Annotated in this window: 15 protein-coding genes; 8 read left to right on the plus strand and 7 right to left on the minus strand. The window is 44.4% G+C overall.

The genetic code is table 11. The features are described from left to right. Positions 1–110: 110 nt before the first annotated feature. The 3 genes from L3V32_RS20600 to L3V32_RS20610 form a co-directional block, all read right to left on the minus strand. Complete coding sequence (locus L3V32_RS20600) at positions 111–320, minus strand: YgdI/YgdR family lipoprotein (protein WP_041853072.1); 210 nt, start codon at positions 318–320, stop codon at positions 111–113. Between the two features lie 135 nt (positions 321–455). Beyond that, positions 456–2,864: a VolA/Pla-1 family phospholipase gene (locus tag L3V32_RS20605; protein ID WP_237285078.1), complete on the minus strand. Its 2,409-nt coding sequence runs from the start codon at positions 2,862–2,864 to the stop codon at positions 456–458. 20 nt (positions 2,865–2,884) lie between these two features. Next, on the minus strand, positions 2,885–4,129 hold the full coding sequence (locus tag L3V32_RS20610; protein WP_005395507.1) for an outer membrane protein transport protein: 1,245 nt from the start codon (positions 4,127–4,129) through the stop codon (positions 2,885–2,887). A 423-nt stretch (positions 4,130–4,552) separates the two neighbouring features. On the opposite strand from L3V32_RS20610, the gene L3V32_RS20615 reads away from it, so the two are divergent. Continuing rightward, positions 4,553–5,581 carry a site-2 protease family protein gene (locus L3V32_RS20615; protein ID WP_047010406.1) on the plus strand — a complete coding sequence of 343 codons (1,029 nt, stop codon included), beginning with the start codon at positions 4,553–4,555 and terminating at the stop codon, positions 5,579–5,581. Between the two features lie 74 nt (positions 5,582–5,655). Here the strand turns inward: L3V32_RS20615 and L3V32_RS20620 are convergent, their stop codons facing one another. Continuing rightward, positions 5,656–6,444, minus strand: a complete 789-nt coding sequence (locus tag L3V32_RS20620; RefSeq protein ID WP_237285079.1) for a M48 family metallopeptidase — start codon at positions 6,442–6,444, stop codon at positions 5,656–5,658. A 203-nt stretch (positions 6,445–6,647) separates the two neighbouring features. On the opposite strand from L3V32_RS20620, the gene L3V32_RS20625 reads away from it, so the two are divergent. The 5 genes from L3V32_RS20625 (at position 6,648) to cutA (ending at position 9,693) form a co-directional block, all read left to right on the plus strand. Beyond that, positions 6,648–7,082: a hotdog fold thioesterase gene (locus L3V32_RS20625; protein ID WP_012842307.1), complete on the plus strand. Its 435-nt coding sequence runs from the start codon at positions 6,648–6,650 to the stop codon at positions 7,080–7,082. 6 nt (positions 7,083–7,088) lie between these two features. Beyond that, positions 7,089–7,322, plus strand: a complete 234-nt coding sequence (locus L3V32_RS20630; RefSeq protein WP_104970692.1) for a DUF3389 domain-containing protein — start codon at positions 7,089–7,091, stop codon at positions 7,320–7,322. A 79-nt stretch (positions 7,323–7,401) separates the two neighbouring features. After that, entirely contained in the window at positions 7,402–9,111 is a 1,710-nt protein-coding gene (locus L3V32_RS20635; protein ID WP_237285080.1) for an SgrR family transcriptional regulator, read from the plus strand. Beyond that, entirely contained in the window at positions 9,095–9,346 is a 252-nt protein-coding gene (locus L3V32_RS20640; protein WP_005395501.1) for a hypothetical protein, read from the plus strand. The genes L3V32_RS20635 and L3V32_RS20640 overlap by 17 nt, the downstream gene beginning before the upstream one ends. 14 nt (positions 9,347–9,360) lie before the next feature. Continuing rightward, positions 9,361–9,693: a divalent-cation tolerance protein CutA gene (gene cutA / locus L3V32_RS20645; RefSeq protein ID WP_031780471.1), complete on the plus strand. Its 333-nt coding sequence runs from the start codon at positions 9,361–9,363 to the stop codon at positions 9,691–9,693. Here the strand turns inward: cutA and L3V32_RS20650 are convergent. Then, the gene (locus L3V32_RS20650; RefSeq protein WP_005395495.1) at positions 9,655–10,251 is read right to left on the minus strand and encodes a DUF2238 domain-containing protein; all 597 of its coding nucleotides are present in this window, start codon (positions 10,249–10,251) and stop codon (positions 9,655–9,657) included. The genes cutA and L3V32_RS20650 overlap by 39 nt on opposite strands. Positions 10,252–10,493: 242 nt before the next feature. On the opposite strand from L3V32_RS20650, the gene L3V32_RS20655 reads away from it, so the two are divergent. Together L3V32_RS20655 and L3V32_RS20660 are read left to right on the plus strand one after the other, a co-directional pair. After that, on the plus strand, positions 10,494–11,333 hold the full coding sequence (locus L3V32_RS20655) for an isopenicillin N synthase family oxygenase (protein WP_005376329.1): 840 nt from the start codon (positions 10,494–10,496) through the stop codon (positions 11,331–11,333). A gap of 203 nt (positions 11,334–11,536) precedes the next feature. Beyond that, a complete protein-coding gene (locus L3V32_RS20660) occupies positions 11,537–12,157 on the plus strand; it encodes a DNA-J related domain-containing protein (protein ID WP_109169956.1) in 621 nt (206 codons plus the stop codon). 81 nt (positions 12,158–12,238) lie between these two features. Here the strand turns inward: L3V32_RS20660 and L3V32_RS20665 are convergent, their stop codons facing one another. Both L3V32_RS20665 and L3V32_RS20670 read right to left on the minus strand, forming a co-directional pair. Further along, positions 12,239–13,894: an ABC-ATPase domain-containing protein gene (locus L3V32_RS20665; protein WP_237285081.1), complete on the minus strand. Its 1,656-nt coding sequence runs from the start codon at positions 13,892–13,894 to the stop codon at positions 12,239–12,241. A gap of 71 nt (positions 13,895–13,965) precedes the next feature. Next, positions 13,966–15,876 carry an EAL domain-containing protein gene (locus L3V32_RS20670; protein ID WP_237285082.1) on the minus strand — a complete coding sequence of 637 codons (1,911 nt, stop codon included), beginning with the start codon at positions 15,874–15,876 and terminating at the stop codon, positions 13,966–13,968. Positions 15,877–15,907: the final 31 nt, after the last annotated feature.

Here is a 15,907-nt window from a genome sequence, read left to right on the forward strand (position 1 = left end):
GGGTGATGAATTGGTTGCTTCATTTCTTGAGGAAGTTAGAGGTTCGTTGGGAGTATTAACTGCGCTCAGAAGTATGGGGAGAGCCCTCTAAATACATAGAGGGCATGTTGCTAGCGTTCAATAATCTGCACAATTTGATCTTTTGAAATGCTCATTTCTTTCCCATCCATGTCTTCATACTCGTACATACCCGTTTCTTCGTTAAGGTCTGGTTTACCGTAAGAAGTAATAATTTTTCCTTCATTTGTCGACATAAGATATTGGCTACTTCCGCATGCAGCAAGAAGTAAAGCAGTGGCCATTATAGTGAATATGCGCATAGAGTTTTCCTTTCAAACAAGTAAGTTAGGTACGACACCGATTTCACTATAGCAAAGGATATACGGGACGGTTTTTTATGATAGAGAACGAAAAAGCCCAGTCGAAACTGGGCTTTGGTAAGAGAGGTGATACGATTACTTCAGAACGGAAGTATTAGTCACACCCGTTAAAGTGTCATCCATTAAGAAGTCTGTGTTTTCCATTTGCATCTCAACGTGATGGTCAATATCAGAAAGTGTGCCATTTGGAGAAACAAAAGTACTGTGCGATGCAGTAGCGTTATATTGCACAAAGCTTGCCATTGGAGACACGGCTGTATTAGCACTGTTTACGGACGTTAAACCTAGTTTAGCTGCTAGAGGCTCAGTCCCGGCAAACGGTGCATTTGGAACGCTGTTTGGTACATTGCCATCGCCATCAACCTCGGTCATCAGGAATGGTGTTGTTAGTGAACCAGAAGCAACTAAATCTGACGCGTTTGTGAACGGGTCTACGGTATCTAGCGTGGTTTGTGCCGCGTAGATAAACTGGGAGAAGCCAGCTTCTAGTGTTGCTAACTGAGTTTCTGTTGCTGCGGCCTCAAAAGCTTCGTAACACGTTTTATCTTCCAATTGTGTACATGACGCATCTGCATAACTCGCGTAGTCTGCAGACGCAGCATATGCTAAGTTATGCCTGATCTGAGCGCCATAGGCTTCTGAACCTAGTAACAAATTGCCGATTTGGCCACCAGAGTTCTGTACAGAAGCAGAGCTAAATGTGTAAAGTGCATCTGCGTTGGGGCTACCTAGCGTGTTATTTGCTGCTGCCACGGCAGATGTAGCCACAATACCGCCAAGTGAATGACCTAACATTTTGACTTTAGAACCCGTCATTGGGTTAAAGCCTTGCAGAGGCCCTTCTGCCAACAGACCACCTTGCGCCGATACCACTAAGCTCGCGCGTAAACCCAATACATCCAGTACACTTTGGCGTAGGTTATCACGAGCGATTGCCAAGTTAGAAAGATTTAGATACGCCAAGATATTAGAATTAGCTGAACGTTGCTCATCTAAGCTACGTGTGCCGTGAATAGGTAAGTCGATAGCAATAACAGCCACACCTGCTTTCACCATATTAAACGCGAAGGCATATGAATCCTCTTTTGCAGAAGTGATGCCGTGTTGATAAATCACAACGTCGGTCGCGACACCAGATTTAGGTGTGAAGACAAGTACTTCGACATCTTCTACCGATTTAACGACTGGAACTGGGGAGTAGCGAGTCACAATACGTTCGCTGTCGAGTTGGGTACCATCGCTTAATGTGAGTTTAGCACCCACCAGTTTTAGCTGCTCTGTAGGATCGGTTGCAAGCTTTGTCACGTCAACAGGGTTATTTGCGAAAACGCCGGTTGATAGCTGCTGGACCATGTTCGCTTGCTCGTTCGGATCCGCCAGTGCTGCACTTAGCTTCGCTAGGCTTGGCATCGCAGATACCATTGGCTGCATGTTCCAGTTTGCCCCTTTTTCTAGATAATGAGGCAGTCTGACCACACCTTGAGTCACATTTACATCGGCACCTGACTTCGCATAAAGGCCTTTAATTGCCGTTTTTGCCGCGTCTAGGTCACTAACGTACTTACTAAAGTCATCGTCAGAGTCTAGCGCAGTGCTAAAGTCTTGGGTTGCACCAAGTGTCATTGTGTAGGCTGTTGATAAATCTACTGAACCTTCGTTCGCATCGTTTTTGTAAACGGAGTTTAGTGTATTTGCACCCGTTGAGAAACCGGTTGCGGTTACACCTTTAACCGCCGCCAAAGTATCACCTACAGACTGAGTGCTGAACCATGAGGAGTAAACGATGTCGTCAGGGTTAACTTGAGCTAGACCAAAAATGCCTTCCACCGCTTGTGTCACCGCTTGAATAGAAGCAAGAGCACCTGTTTCATAAACGATTTCTTTCGATTTACCTGTCGCGTAACTGGCTGATGTACCGATTGGCTCACCATTCACGTCAGTAACATCTTGTGTTACTGCAAAAATGTATTCGCTTGACTCATCAAGCGCATCCATGAACTGGATATATAGAGAGTTGCCTTTTGCTTGAACAACGTAGTCTTGGTTCTGAACGAGAACGTCTTCGATTGGGTTAGACTTACCATCCCACTCGGTTAAACGTTGATTAATCTTGATGACTTTAATACCAGACGGCAGCATACCCGTTGCAAAACCATCGCCTTTAAAGTTCAGAACGATTGGCATAGACGTTGACCATCCATCCATCGTATTCATCGAGGCTCTAGGGTTGGTTAAGGCATCATCACCGTCAGTTGGCAGACCAAGCGTGCCATCTGTTGTGTCCATTAGTATGTAAGAGGGCGCAGGTACATCCGCATTCGCCCCTTGAAGCGTAAAGCTGATAGATGTTCCACGGTCGAGCAGTGCTTGGACTTCATCTTCAAATTGAACTTTGTCGGAAGTACCAGAGCTTGATGTATTATCACCACAACCAGCAAGAAGGATTGCAGAACAAAGCATTGATAATTTAAACGTGTGTTTCATTGGTTTACTCCGTAATCCCATTATTTGAAGGTGTAGTTCATCTGTACCGCGCTGATGTAAGCAGTACCTTCAGAGTCGAACTTGATCTCTTCATCCTGAGCATTTGTCTCGGTGAAAGAGCCTGATTTACTCTTAACAAGTGCAAAGCCTGCATCGAAAGTTAAATTCTCATTCATTGCGTAAGTCAGGCCCGCGCTGTACCAAAAACGGTCACTGTCAGGGATGCTCAATGTGGCTTCACCTGCTTGTTCGTCGTATGCAAAGCCTGCACGGAATGTCCAATCCGCATTGAGGGTGTAAGTTGCACCAATAGAATAACGGTTGTTGTCTTCGTATTTCTCTGGTTTGTAGAAACATTGACCAGCAGTTCCATCATTACATTGAGGACTCGTCGCTTTCAGTTCTTTAAATGTGCTCCAATCGGTCTGTTGCCAGCCGTAATGTACTGCCCATTGTTCATTCAGTTGATGGAAAGCCGATAATTCGATAATTGAAGGGAGAGAGATTTTTAAACGGCCATCCACTTTTGGTGATGGAGCTCGGCCTGAGTCGTAACTACTAAACTCACCGTCGTCAAAATCTAGATCAACTTTAGAACGGTAACCAAAGCCAAAACGGTTGTTTTCATTTAGCTCGTACAAAGCGCCAATATTCCAACCCCAAGCAAAAGTTTCGCCTTCCATGCCGACAAGGTTATCGGACTTATTACCACCTAAAATACCGGCGAGTGCGCCTTTATGACGAGTCAGCTCCGCTTCCGCGTACACTAGGTTGATACCGCCACCGACACTGAAAGACTCGTTGATACGGTAAGCGACATTAGGGTTGATGTTTACTGAAAGTAGGGAAGTGTCACCCGCCATGTCACCCGCAGAAATATCATCTGGATAATCAGTAGCAACACCGTATGTTGTGAACATACCGATACCCCAAGCCCAGTTATCGTTGATAGGGCTGATGTAATAACCCGCTGGCACGACTTGTAAAGGGGCAACATCTTTCGCATGTTCTTTGTTAACCGTGTCATACACATCGACTTCAGGATCGATGATAGATAACGCGCCCGAGAATTGAGCTTCTTTGAAAAGCGTCATCGCTGCTGGGTTTCGTGCAAGAACGCTGGCATTGTCTGCGACCGCTCCTTCACCTGAAAATGCTCGACCAAGACCAGATGCTGAATGCTCAGCTACCTGGAAGCCCGCTGAATGGGCATTACACGCAAACAATATCGAAATTGTAAGCAGAGAGCAGTGCTTCTTGTTCATCCTTGACCCTCCTAGGGTGTCATAGTGTTGGACCGAAGTCCTTGTAATTGTTGTGTGATACTTACACCAGTTGTTAATACGTGAAATACAACTGTGATGTAAATGTAATGTTAATTGTATGTTTAATAACTTGTCAAAGTTTGAGCGTATTTTGCGTTTTAAATATGATGCATAGGTCAAACGGTGATTCGTAAGGGCATGTATTATCGTTATATTTTTTAAGAGAATGGTACGACCAGAATTGTTTTACGGGCTTTATGGTTAAATGGCATTCAAACCAAGAGATAGCGGGCTTTGCCGTTTCTGTACTTAGCAGGCATAATTCGCGCCTCGCTTTGTTGTTATACAATAGACGCAATAGGAATCGTGTTGGAATTACTGAATGTTGAATTTTTAGGTCGTTCGTTAAGGCTCGAAGGATCGATGGCTGGTTGGCAGCAGTTATATTGGGATAACACCTTGGTGTCCCAAATAGATGCCAGTGATAATGTTGCAGACACTTGTCTTCACCAGTTTAGACTCTCTGCAGGGGAGGAAGTCCTGGTATGTCATTTGGAGTGTTCATTAACATGGCAACCGTTTGAATTGAGTTACAAGGTCACAATTAACGATGAGCTTATAAGCGAAGGTTGCCGAAATGAAAAAGACATCGAACGCCAAGTACCAGAAGTTGAGCCGCCAACGGAAAAGCGTTTAAGTGTGATAGGGCTAGTATCGCTTGGAATGAAAGCACTCAAGAGTGCGAAAGTAATCAAAGTGGCGTTAGCATCTGCAAGTCTTGCTGCATATTCTTGGCTATTTTCTATCGAGTTCGCGTTAGCTTTGATCGCCTGTTTAGTTTTCCATGAGTATGGCCATATTAGAGCGATGAAGTACTTTGGAATGAAGACCAAGGGCATCTATTTGATTCCATTTCTTGGCGGTTTAGCGCTGAGTGATGAAAAGATCAACACACGCTGGCAAGATGTGGTTATCTCGATTATGGGACCATTTTTTGGTTTAGTTCTTAGCATCGCGTTTACTTTGCTTTATTGGATGACTGGAGAGGTGCTCTTCGCTGGCCTAGCAGTGTTTAACGCGTTACTAAACCTGTTTAATCTGTTGCCCATTCTGCCACTAGATGGTGGTCATGTACTCAAAAGCATTACCTTCTCGATGAACACTTGGGTTGGATTAGTCGGCAGTATAGCTGCTGCCTTGTTGGGTATTTTTATCAGCTATTCTTTCGGGCTGACGTTGCTAGGGTTTTTATTGTTAATGGGGATGCTAGAAGTGGTCATGGAATGGAGAGGTCGACATCATAGTCATTTATTGCCGTTAACCCGTTACGGACAACTCTTCTCACTTGCTTGGTACTTGGTTTCTGTCGGTGGTTTTGTCGCTATCATTTGGTATTTTGCTACCCTTGGAGATAGCCTATTGAGCTTGCCACTACAGATACTGGGTACTTAAACTATTCCTTATACCCATTAAAAAAGCTCCTTAGGGAGCTTTTTTTGCAAAAAATAGACACTGGTAGCAGAAGTTTAGCCACATTTTGGCGCTTTCGTGTTATACGCAGGCAACTTATTTATGGTTGCTTGTAAATCTTTAATACGCGTACTGTGCGATGGGTGAGTTGAGAAGAATTCAGGCGGTTGAGAACCGCCGGATGCAGCACTCATATTTTTCCATAAATCGACACTTTGACGTGGGTCGAAGCCTGCTTTTGCCATAAACTCAAGCCCGACAATATCAGCCTCGGATTCCTGTGTACGACCGTATGGCAAAATAACACCGTATTGGACACCGACACCAAGTGCCGCCATCGTCATTTGCTGATACTGTTTGTACTCGGAAGCTCCTATAGCAACGTTTGCCAGAGACAATCCCGCATTTGCTAACTGGCTTTGTGAAAGGCGTTCATTACTGTGGTCAGCAAGGACGTGAGCCACTTCGTGACCAATGACTGTTGCCAACTGATCTTGGTTTTTCGCGACACCTAAAAGCCCGGTGTAAACGCCGATCTTCCCACCAGGTAGAGCAAACGCATTGACTTGTTCACTATCAAAAACAACCACCTCCCAATCTTTAAACCCAGCTTGCGCAGGGATGGTGTCAGTGATGTGTTTGGCAACGCATTGTACGTAGGCATTCGTTTTGCGATCTTTGCTGATTGGGATATCTTTCTTCATTTGTTCGAAAGATTTGGCGCCAAGCGATGACATTTCTTGATCTGAAAACATCAGGATCTGGTTACGGCCAGTCGGTGATGCGCTACATGCCGTTAAGCCCGCGATAGTTAAAAGAGCAGAGGCTTTCATCCATACCTTCATAATAGGCTCCATCTAAATTATTTTTGTTTTGAAGCAATAGTATATACCCAAATAGTAACACGATGCATAGATCAAATTATTCATCAACTGGCAAGGAGGCCAAGATGTTACACCTTGAAGTTAGACCTAAGTAAAGTCTATGCTAGCTCTCTAATAAATCGTTACAATCCGACAAACCAGTTTGTGAAATTAAGAGTAAAACAATGAGTATATGGAAAAAGCCCGTTAGCATAGAGATTCTGAATGCTACGTCAAAAAATACCCTGATCGAGCACCTACAAATTGAATACACAGATTTCACGGATGACTCCCTTACAGCAACCATGCCTGTATGTAGTTTTACTCATCAACCTTTAGGAATGCTTCATGGTGGCGCTTCTGTTGTGCTCGCAGAAACATTAGGCTCTTTAGCTGCAAATTTCTCTGTCGATGAGGGGAGTTACTGTGTCGGTTTGGATATCAACGCGAACCATGTACGTGCAATGCGAAGTGGTCATGTGATTGGTACGGCAAAACCCGTACACCTTGGCGTTTCAACACAAGTGTGGCAAATCGACATAACTGATGAACGAGGCCGATTAGTGTGTACCAGTCGCTTAACTATCGCAGTGAAGCAACATAAAACGAAGTCGGTATAAAGCAAGATGGTGGTTGAGTTTTCATTAGGAAAAATCATTGCTACCCAGCGTGAAATCGTGATTAAGCTCTCCGGCAGTGCAATGGTGACTTTACAAGCGCAAACCGATTCTATCCAGTTACTGGGTAGAGGAGCGAACGTTGTTTTATCTCATGGTGCAGAGTGTAAATGGTCTATCAAGCTGGATAACGAGGAACAACTGGCCGATCTTGCACGAGAAATTGGCATCGATATTCAATAATTTACTGCGTGACGTTTGCACTTTTTGATAAAAATGAGGAAACTTAGCTTATCAACAATAAGATAAGAATTTCCTCTTTATGAGTAGCCCTCGTTTACGTGTTCAGTTCGAAACACTGTTTGAAAAATTCGCCGGTCACGATACGGACGTTCAGCTAGAAGACATTACCGAAGCGCTGTTTTGTACACGTCGCAATGCCCGTATTGTTCTCAATAAATTAGAAGAGGAGGGCTGGATTGAATGGCATCCAGCGGCGGGTCGAGGAAAGCTCTCAAAACTCGTTTTCAAACGTAACCGTAGCGATGTCAGTGAAAACCTCGCCAGACGTTATCTCGACGAAGGGAAAATTGGCCAGGCTCTAGATGCGCTTGATAACGACGCGGCTCGATTAACGCAGGTTATTCAAGGTTATTTAGGGCTTCAGCATCGGCAGGGCGAACAGGTGGTACGTTTGCCATATTATCGACCATTGGCGATGTTAAACCCACAGAAACCGATGCGGCGTTCTGAACAGCACATCGCCCGACAAGTTTTTAGCGGGCTCACTCGTCTTGATGAAAATGAACAACTTCAGCCAGATTTAGCCCACACATGGGAAGCCATTTCTGATACACACTGGCGTTTTTATCTTCGTCGTGGGGTGCGTTTTCATAATGGTGAACCGTTATCAACCAGTTGTGTACTTGAAAGTGTGCTTGCACTAAGTAGCCTGAACCTGTTTTCTCATATAAAAAAGGTATCTTCACCACAGGAATGGACCGTCGATATTGAACTCGTCCGTCCTGATCGCTACCTGCCTTTGGCGCTGAGTGAGTCGCAAGCAAAAATTTTGCTACCAAGCGCTTTGCGTTCAGAAAACTTCGATAGACAACCGATAGGGACAGGGCCGTTCCAAGTTAAAATGAATGATGATAAGCGTCTCATTTTGACTGCTTTTGATGGCTACTTTGGTTTTCGCCCTTTACTTGACCAAGTGGAGGTTTGGGTAATCGATGAGGCCTATTCTTCAATGGTTTATCCAAGCCTGTCAAAACCGAAGATGGATAAACAAGGTTCATCCGATGAAGTCGAGCTGGACCCTGGCTGTACATTCCTATTACTAAACAAAAACACTGGGATTGCAAAAGATCCACGTTGGGCAGAGTTCCTCTCGCAAACCCTCAACAGTCACCAGATTTATGCGCATGTTCCACAAGATAAAGTGATGGAACTGGGAGTATTGCAAGCCTTTGGTCTTAAGCCCGGTTGGATTGACCTTAGGCCAGCAGAAGCGGGCAGCGTGCCGCAGGCTGATAAGGTGATTTCCGTAGCGTATCAGAAAAAGCATCCGATGTTTCCAGTAGTTGCCAAGGCCATCAAGACACTCTTAAAACCGCACGGTATAGAGGTCGAGTTTATTCGTTATGATTCTCAACCGCCCGCACCGGAGGAAGTGGATATTTGGGTGAAAGCCATGGGCATTGCAACGAACCGAAATGACGCGTTAGCGGGCTGGCTTCTGGATTACAGTGATATTGAAAAATTCAGCTCTGGTTACGATTTTAGCGAATGGGCTAAGCTCGTTGATCAGTGGCGTGCTGGTGTTTATCCAGACTTCCCTGCACGTGAGTTAGGACGTCAGTTGGTAAAAAGTTGTCAGGTGATTCCGATGTTTCACTGCTGGTTGGGTGTCAATAAAGACCACAGCGGTGCCTTACAAAATGCAAAGTGTAATGCCTTAGGTTGGTTTGACTTTAATAACGTATGGGTAAAACCTGATATAGAAAATAATCATGGCGAAACCGAATAAGAAACAGCCGACGAAAACCGTCGATATCTATTGCTCAAAGTGTAAAACTCAACTATTCAAGTACCGTAAAGGCGGAAAAGGCGCACTGGTCAAATGCTTCAAAGAGCGCATTGTTGACGATTTCACACAAACCCCATGCATCTGTCCCAGTTGCGGGCGAGAGTTTGCAAGAGATACCCTAGTGAGAGGAACGCCCGCTTACAAAATGATTGGCGGCAAAGTGACAATGAAATAATGAAGGGCTAGAAAATGAGTATAAAACATGACTACTGCATGGTGTTAAGCACAACCAGCAACGAAAAAAATCGAGATCAGATCATTAAAGGTTTGCTAGATGCCCAATTAGCCGCGTGTATTCAAACGATGCCTATTGAAAGTCACTATGTGTGGAAAGGGGAGATTTGTACTGACAACGAATGGTTGCTGGTGATCAAAACTCGTCGAGAGCTCTATGAATTGGTGGAAGAGAAAATAGAAAACCTGCACGAATATGAAGTAGCACAGATCGTACAGGTTCCAATTGTTGATGGGTTTAACCCTTATTTAGAGTGGCTGAGAGAATCGACGCTGAGCCGACATTAAAAATAACGACAACGCTGCACCAACGGTGTCGCACAACATATCTTTCTGGGCGTCCCATATGTCACCTTGCGAGCCCAGAAAGGCGATTCCTTCATCGCCGCCAGCCAATTCTGCATACCACCATTCGATAATCTCATAGCCTGCTGCAAGCGACATGATCGCAAACAAAGCAAACCAGCAAGAGAACGTTTTGTTGAACTTGTTCTTGTGTATCAAGTATTCAGCTATCGGATACGCATAAAGACCAATCGAAAAGTGCGCAACGCGATCAAAGTTGTTTCTATCTGAACCAATCATGTCGTTAAACCAGTCAAATGGTACTTCGGAAAACGTATATTTCGCTCCGATAGTGTGCAAACAGAGCCAGATGAACATTAAAAAGTAAGCCGTATTACTGAATTGATAGCGAATCGAGATTGCCCAAATAGCAACAAGAATACCAATTGCTGGGATAATCTCCGCAAACCAAACGGCACGTGAGTTAGGTTCTAACGCAGAAAATAAAAACACGATGGCATAAAAAATCGTCAATCCTAAGAGTGTCGAGGTGCTTTTCATAGAGTTACTTGATCCTTCAATTTATCTTACAGTGGGACTCCATAGACTTGGGTAATGATTACACTTAATTGAACAGTGTGCAATTGTTATTTTGATGGTGTTTTTGATCACTGAAAATGTTGATTTATTGCCAAACTGCTCAACATTAAAACGTTTGCGCGTGCACTTTTCATTAAAGTTTGATTTACAACATGCCCATCCATAGAATCCGTGATTCAGTCTAATAAAAAAGAAGTAAAGCCATGAAACTGGAAACTGTCGATTATCTTGCTGACGATGCTGCTCAACAGTTCGTTACCTCTCTGCGCGAAACAGGGTTCGGTGTGTTGAAAAACCACCCGATTCCACAAGAGCTTGTAGAGTCAATTTACAAAAACTGGCATGAGTTTTTCTGTTCAGATCAAAAGAATGATTTTCACTTTAACGTAGACACCCAAGATGGCTACTTCCCACCTTCTGTGTCTGAAGTAGCGAAAGGGCACAAAGTGAAAGACATCAAAGAGTACTTTCATGTTTACCCTTGGGGCCAGATCCCAGAGCAACTTAAAGCTGAAATCTTAGAGTACTATGAGCGGGCGAATGCATTTGCTCAGGAGCTATTAGGCTGGGTTGAAGCGTACGCACCTAAGGACGTTCAAGAGAAGTTTTCTATCGCGTTGTCAGAAATGATCAATAACAGCGACAAAACATTACTACGCGTTCTTCACTACCCACCAATGACAGGGGAAGAGGAGCCAGGCGCTATCCGTGCTGCCGCGCATGAAGACATTAACCTGCTAACGGTTCTGCCAGCCGCTAATGAGCCTGGACTGCAAGTAAAGAGCAAAGAAGGTGATTGGATTGATGTACCCTGTGACTTTGGTAACTTAATTATCAACATTGGTGATATGCTTCAAGAAGCGTCGGGCGGTTACTTTCCTTCAACGACTCACCGTGTAATCAACCCAACGGGTGGCCGTCAAGAAAAGTCGCGTATTTCATTGCCGTTGTTCTTGCATCCAAAGCCAGAAGTGGTTTTGTCAGAGCGCTACACCGCACATAGCTACCTTATGGAACGTTTACGTGAACTAGGGGTTATTTAACCTTTACGTGATCTCCTTACAAAGGCCGATGGTTGATGACTATCGGCCTTTTGTTGTTTATGGTACAAAATGATACCCACGCTTCATTCGGTGTCACAGAAATTAGGCCTGAAATACGCGTCAGCAAGCATTTTTACCAGTACAGATGAGCAGCCTTCTCTGAGATTAGTGTGATGCTTCAATATTAAAAACAGAGAGGATGAATGGAAGGACAACGCACGGTCAGTAGTATTGAGACTCATGCAATAGAAAACCCGTTGCTTTGGCCAATGCTAGAAATTCTTAGAAAGCAGCCTTCCGATTGGAAAGTTCACACCTTAGCAAGCAAGTTGAGTGAACAGGGCTACATTTCGAAATTGGATGATTCTCCTGATAAGGATTTATTCAAACGAAATTTCTTAATCATGAACGCGCTATACCAACTGCAAGAAACGCTTTACCCAGATGCCTGGCTGCAAGTTGAAGCGATGAATATCCAGCTGATGTCTTCGTTAGAAGCTTCGAGGCATATCGTTGATATTAACGACCCTTTGCGTGAATATTATCTGGATTGGCGCAACTACGAAGCGGACGAAGATGAAGTGCGTCGATTGTTGAATGAATTTTGGACCACTTATCAAAAATTCATTGGTGGTTCGTCTACAGTCAGTGTGGATAAAACAAAAGCACTCTCACTGTTTGAGCTTACCCCTGATGCAACACCCGCAGAAATTAGAAAGCAGTGGCGAAAACTCGCGCTTCGTTGGCACCCAGATAGAGAGAATGGTGATGCAGAAAGGTTTAGAATTCTTTGTGAAGCGTGGAATGTACTGAGAAACGAATGATTCGGTATGAATAAAGATAAAGGAAGGCAGCTAACTATTAGCTGCTTTTTTCATTGGATTGTCTCAATCAGCGTATCAAAACTAGCATGATGGCTTAAACTGAGATTTTCTCATGCGGTTAAGCGCAGCCATTACGTCTAGTGTGCGTGGTTTGGCTAAGTCCCCTTGCTTAGGGAGCGATGCATGCCACTCACCAGACAGCATTTCTTCAATTTCCTTCGCTGGATGATGACACCAGCCTGGAAGCTGAGCGATTTGGAACCATAACCAGCCAATCGTGTTGACTTCATCTGCGGACTCAATCTGTTCCAAAGCGCTAAGGTCAGTAAACTCTTTGCCAAATCGAAGTGACTCTTTGCCTTTCGCATTCACACGGAATTTACCGTCAGTGAGAATATTCATCAAAGCAACGCGATTCAGGGCGCGAGGCGGGAAGGTTTGTAAACGTTCTTCCGATTCGTTATGACGTTGAGTAGGGTGCTGAGCGATCACTTCTTTCGCTTTTTCTGTCACATCAACCGCTTGGTAGTCGTGCATCTGAATGACTGTGTCGGCAACGTCTAAGTAGTCGCCTGAACCACCCATAACGATAATGGTAGAGATATCGAGATCATCTCGCAATTGACCAATGCGATCGACAAGAGGGGTAATTGGTTCATCACCTTTTGCCACCAATGCCTGCATACGTTCATCTCGAATCATGAAGTTCGTCGCAGAGGTGTCTTCATCAATCAATAACGTGCTCGCACCTGCTTCAATAGACTCTTGAAGCCAAGCGGCTTGTGATGTTGAGCCTGATGCATCTTGAGTCGAAAAGTCCGCTGTATCTTTACCCATTGGCAAATGGTTGATGTAATTCGACAAGTTCAAATGATGCACGCATCGACCATCTTCGGCGCGGATCTTCATTGCCTTGTCATCAGCTACGATGTATTCACGACCATCTCCTGGAATATGGTCGTAAATCGAACGCTCAATCGCATTCAGTAAGGTAGATTTACCGTGGAAACCGCCACCAACGATTAGCGTAATGCCCTTTGGAATCCCTAATCCCGTGACATGGCCTTTGTTTGGTGCATGTAAAGTCACTTGCAGCGATTCAGGGGCCTTGAACTCAACCGCCTCTTTCATTGGGAGATCACAGTTGCCAGCAATTCGAGGAAGAATGCTGCCATTTGCGACAAACGCAACTAGGTTATTGGCTTCCAACTGTGCACGCAGGGCATCTTGGTCTTCAACAACTTGGCAATGCTCAATCAATGCTGTTTTGTCGAGTTCACGTTCTAAGGTCGCTCGACGGATAAACTTAGGCAAATGGAAAGTCAGTATGTTGTTGGCTTTTTTCCCCAACACTGAACGACCTTCAGCAGGCAAGTTAACTCGAAAACGCAGTTCAATACCTTCCTCGGTAAACAATACTGCGGTGCTATCCAACACAGTTTGGCCATTCAATGAAATGGATACGGAGTTTTCTTGTTTAGCAAACTGCTCAAAACTTCGCGCAATAAAATCACGTGCTGCTCGTTGAAAAGCAGGGGACTCGTCTTTTAACCATTCCAGACCAGTCAAGGACCAGGCGCGAGTTGCACGAAAACGTGACGCTGAAGCATACGGGTCTCCTTGTACGTGATCGATGAACAAAGTGAAATCAGTGAAGTCGTATTGACCTTTGATTTGCTGATAAGCGCGGTAGTTCTGCTTTTCAATTTTCTTAAGCGTGGCAGTCAACTGATCCATGAAGATATTGGCCTTTTAATAGAAGCGGGCGGCGATTATAGAAACCACCGCCACCTTAGTAAAGAGAATGCTTAGGAAGAGTAGGCGTATTGTCCGCCTGAAAGACGCTGATTAAACAAAATTTGCTCAAATTCATTACAAGGCATCGGTTTACCATAGAGAAAGCCTTGCCCAATATCACAACCCTCATCAATAAGAAACTGCTCTTGTTGGGGGGATTCAATGCCCTCAATAACCACTTGGAGGTCCAGTTTTTTAGCTATGTGTATGATAGAGCAAATGATCGCACGATCATCGTCCGACTTTTCCATTTGCTGGACAAAGCTCTTATCAATCTTGATGGCATCAAATGGGTATTTCTTCAAATAGCTGAAAGAGGCGTACCCTGTACCGAAGTCATCAAGTGACAATGTCACACCTAGTTCGTGCAATTTGTTTAGCGTTGTGCGTGCTACGATTTCATCGGCAATTAAAGCGCTCTCGGTCACCTCGAGTTCGAGAAAATGTGCTGGTAAATGAAAGGATTCGAGTAGGTGTTGCACTTGCTCCGCAAAGTTCACGTTTTGTAATTGAATTGGAGAGACGTTAACGGCAATTTTGAAATTATCAATTAACTCCGACCACTGTTTAGCTTTGTCTATCGCGGTACGAAGAACAAAAGAGCCAACTTCAAAAATAAGCCCGTTTTGTTCGGCCATATGTATTAATGCTTCGTTAGAGACGTCGCCCAGTATTGGGTGTCTCCAGCGCAGCAATGCTTCTGCGCCAATCCATTTGTGAGTATGGGGATGAACTTTGGGCTGAAAGTACAGCATCAGGTCGTCATTTCTTACCGCTTGCAACAAGTAGCTTTCCAATTGATTGTGGTTGTTTAGCTCATTCGAATGACTTTCACAAAAATAACTATACGCTTCGCCAGACTCTTTACACAGCAGCATGGCATAGCATGCATTTTGAAGAAGTTGTTTGGCATTGCTGGTTTGGTGGGCTTGTACAACACCAATATAAGAGTTGAGGTGAACCTCTGTGTCTTTTATATAAAAGCTTCCCAAGCCAATATTGGTGATATCATCCAGTAGCTTACGCAATTTCATATCAATATCGTTGCCCCAAATGAGTAATACAAGGTCATTCGAGCTCGGCCTCCCGGTAACAAAATAACTCGATTCTCGTTTACCAAGGCGATACCGAAATTCTTTTAATATCTCGTCAAAGGCCTCAAAGCCATAGCGGGTTTGGATACTGCGAGCGTTACTAAAGCCAATGTTTATCACGAGCAGTGATTGCTGGCTATGATCCAACATTCCGAGTGTCTCTCCGACAACACTTTCCAGTGCTGCGCGGTTTAAGAATCCGGTTCCCTGATCGTGTGTTTTTTGGTAGCTCACTTGTTTTTCTGCGGCCTTACGACGATCAATCTCTTTTGTTAGGGAGTAACTCAACTGCGCTAGGTCCGTAGTACGGTTCTCAACTCTATTTTTGAGTTCATTATTAAGACGCTGGAGTTTGTGTTGCTGATACACGACGGAGAGCTGCGCTTCGATTGAGTCTTTGAAAGTTCCGAGCAATTGGCGGTAAGTGTCGCTGTATTCATTCTTCTTGGAATCAAGCATGCAGATAGTTCCAAACGTCTCTCCGTTTGGCCAGAATAACGGTAAACCGCAATAAGATATCATGCCTAGTTTGATGTCAGGGTTATTGCACCATTCTTCATCCTCGAGCGCATTAGGAACCATGAGTTCGCTCTTATGCTCAATGACATGCTCACAATACAAACCGTTGCCGAGCAGTTCAGCATCGCCGGTACGATAGGGGTTAGCTTGAGTTTCACTGGATGTGTTGACTTCAATACGATCTGGATGGATACGCATGATTAATGTGGTGGGTACGTGCGTTATTTGAGCCAGTAAGTTGACGATTTCCTGCCAGCTTTTTTGCATAGACTCAGGGATTTCATAATCTAATGTTTGCAATCTCCCCATATAGGTCATCCTTTACGTGGTTTCACTTCCT

Origin of the sequence: Vibrio sp. J2-4 (assembly GCF_021728155.1) — a bacterium.
GTDB classification, from domain to species: domain Bacteria; phylum Pseudomonadota; class Gammaproteobacteria; order Enterobacterales; family Vibrionaceae; genus Vibrio; species Vibrio diabolicus.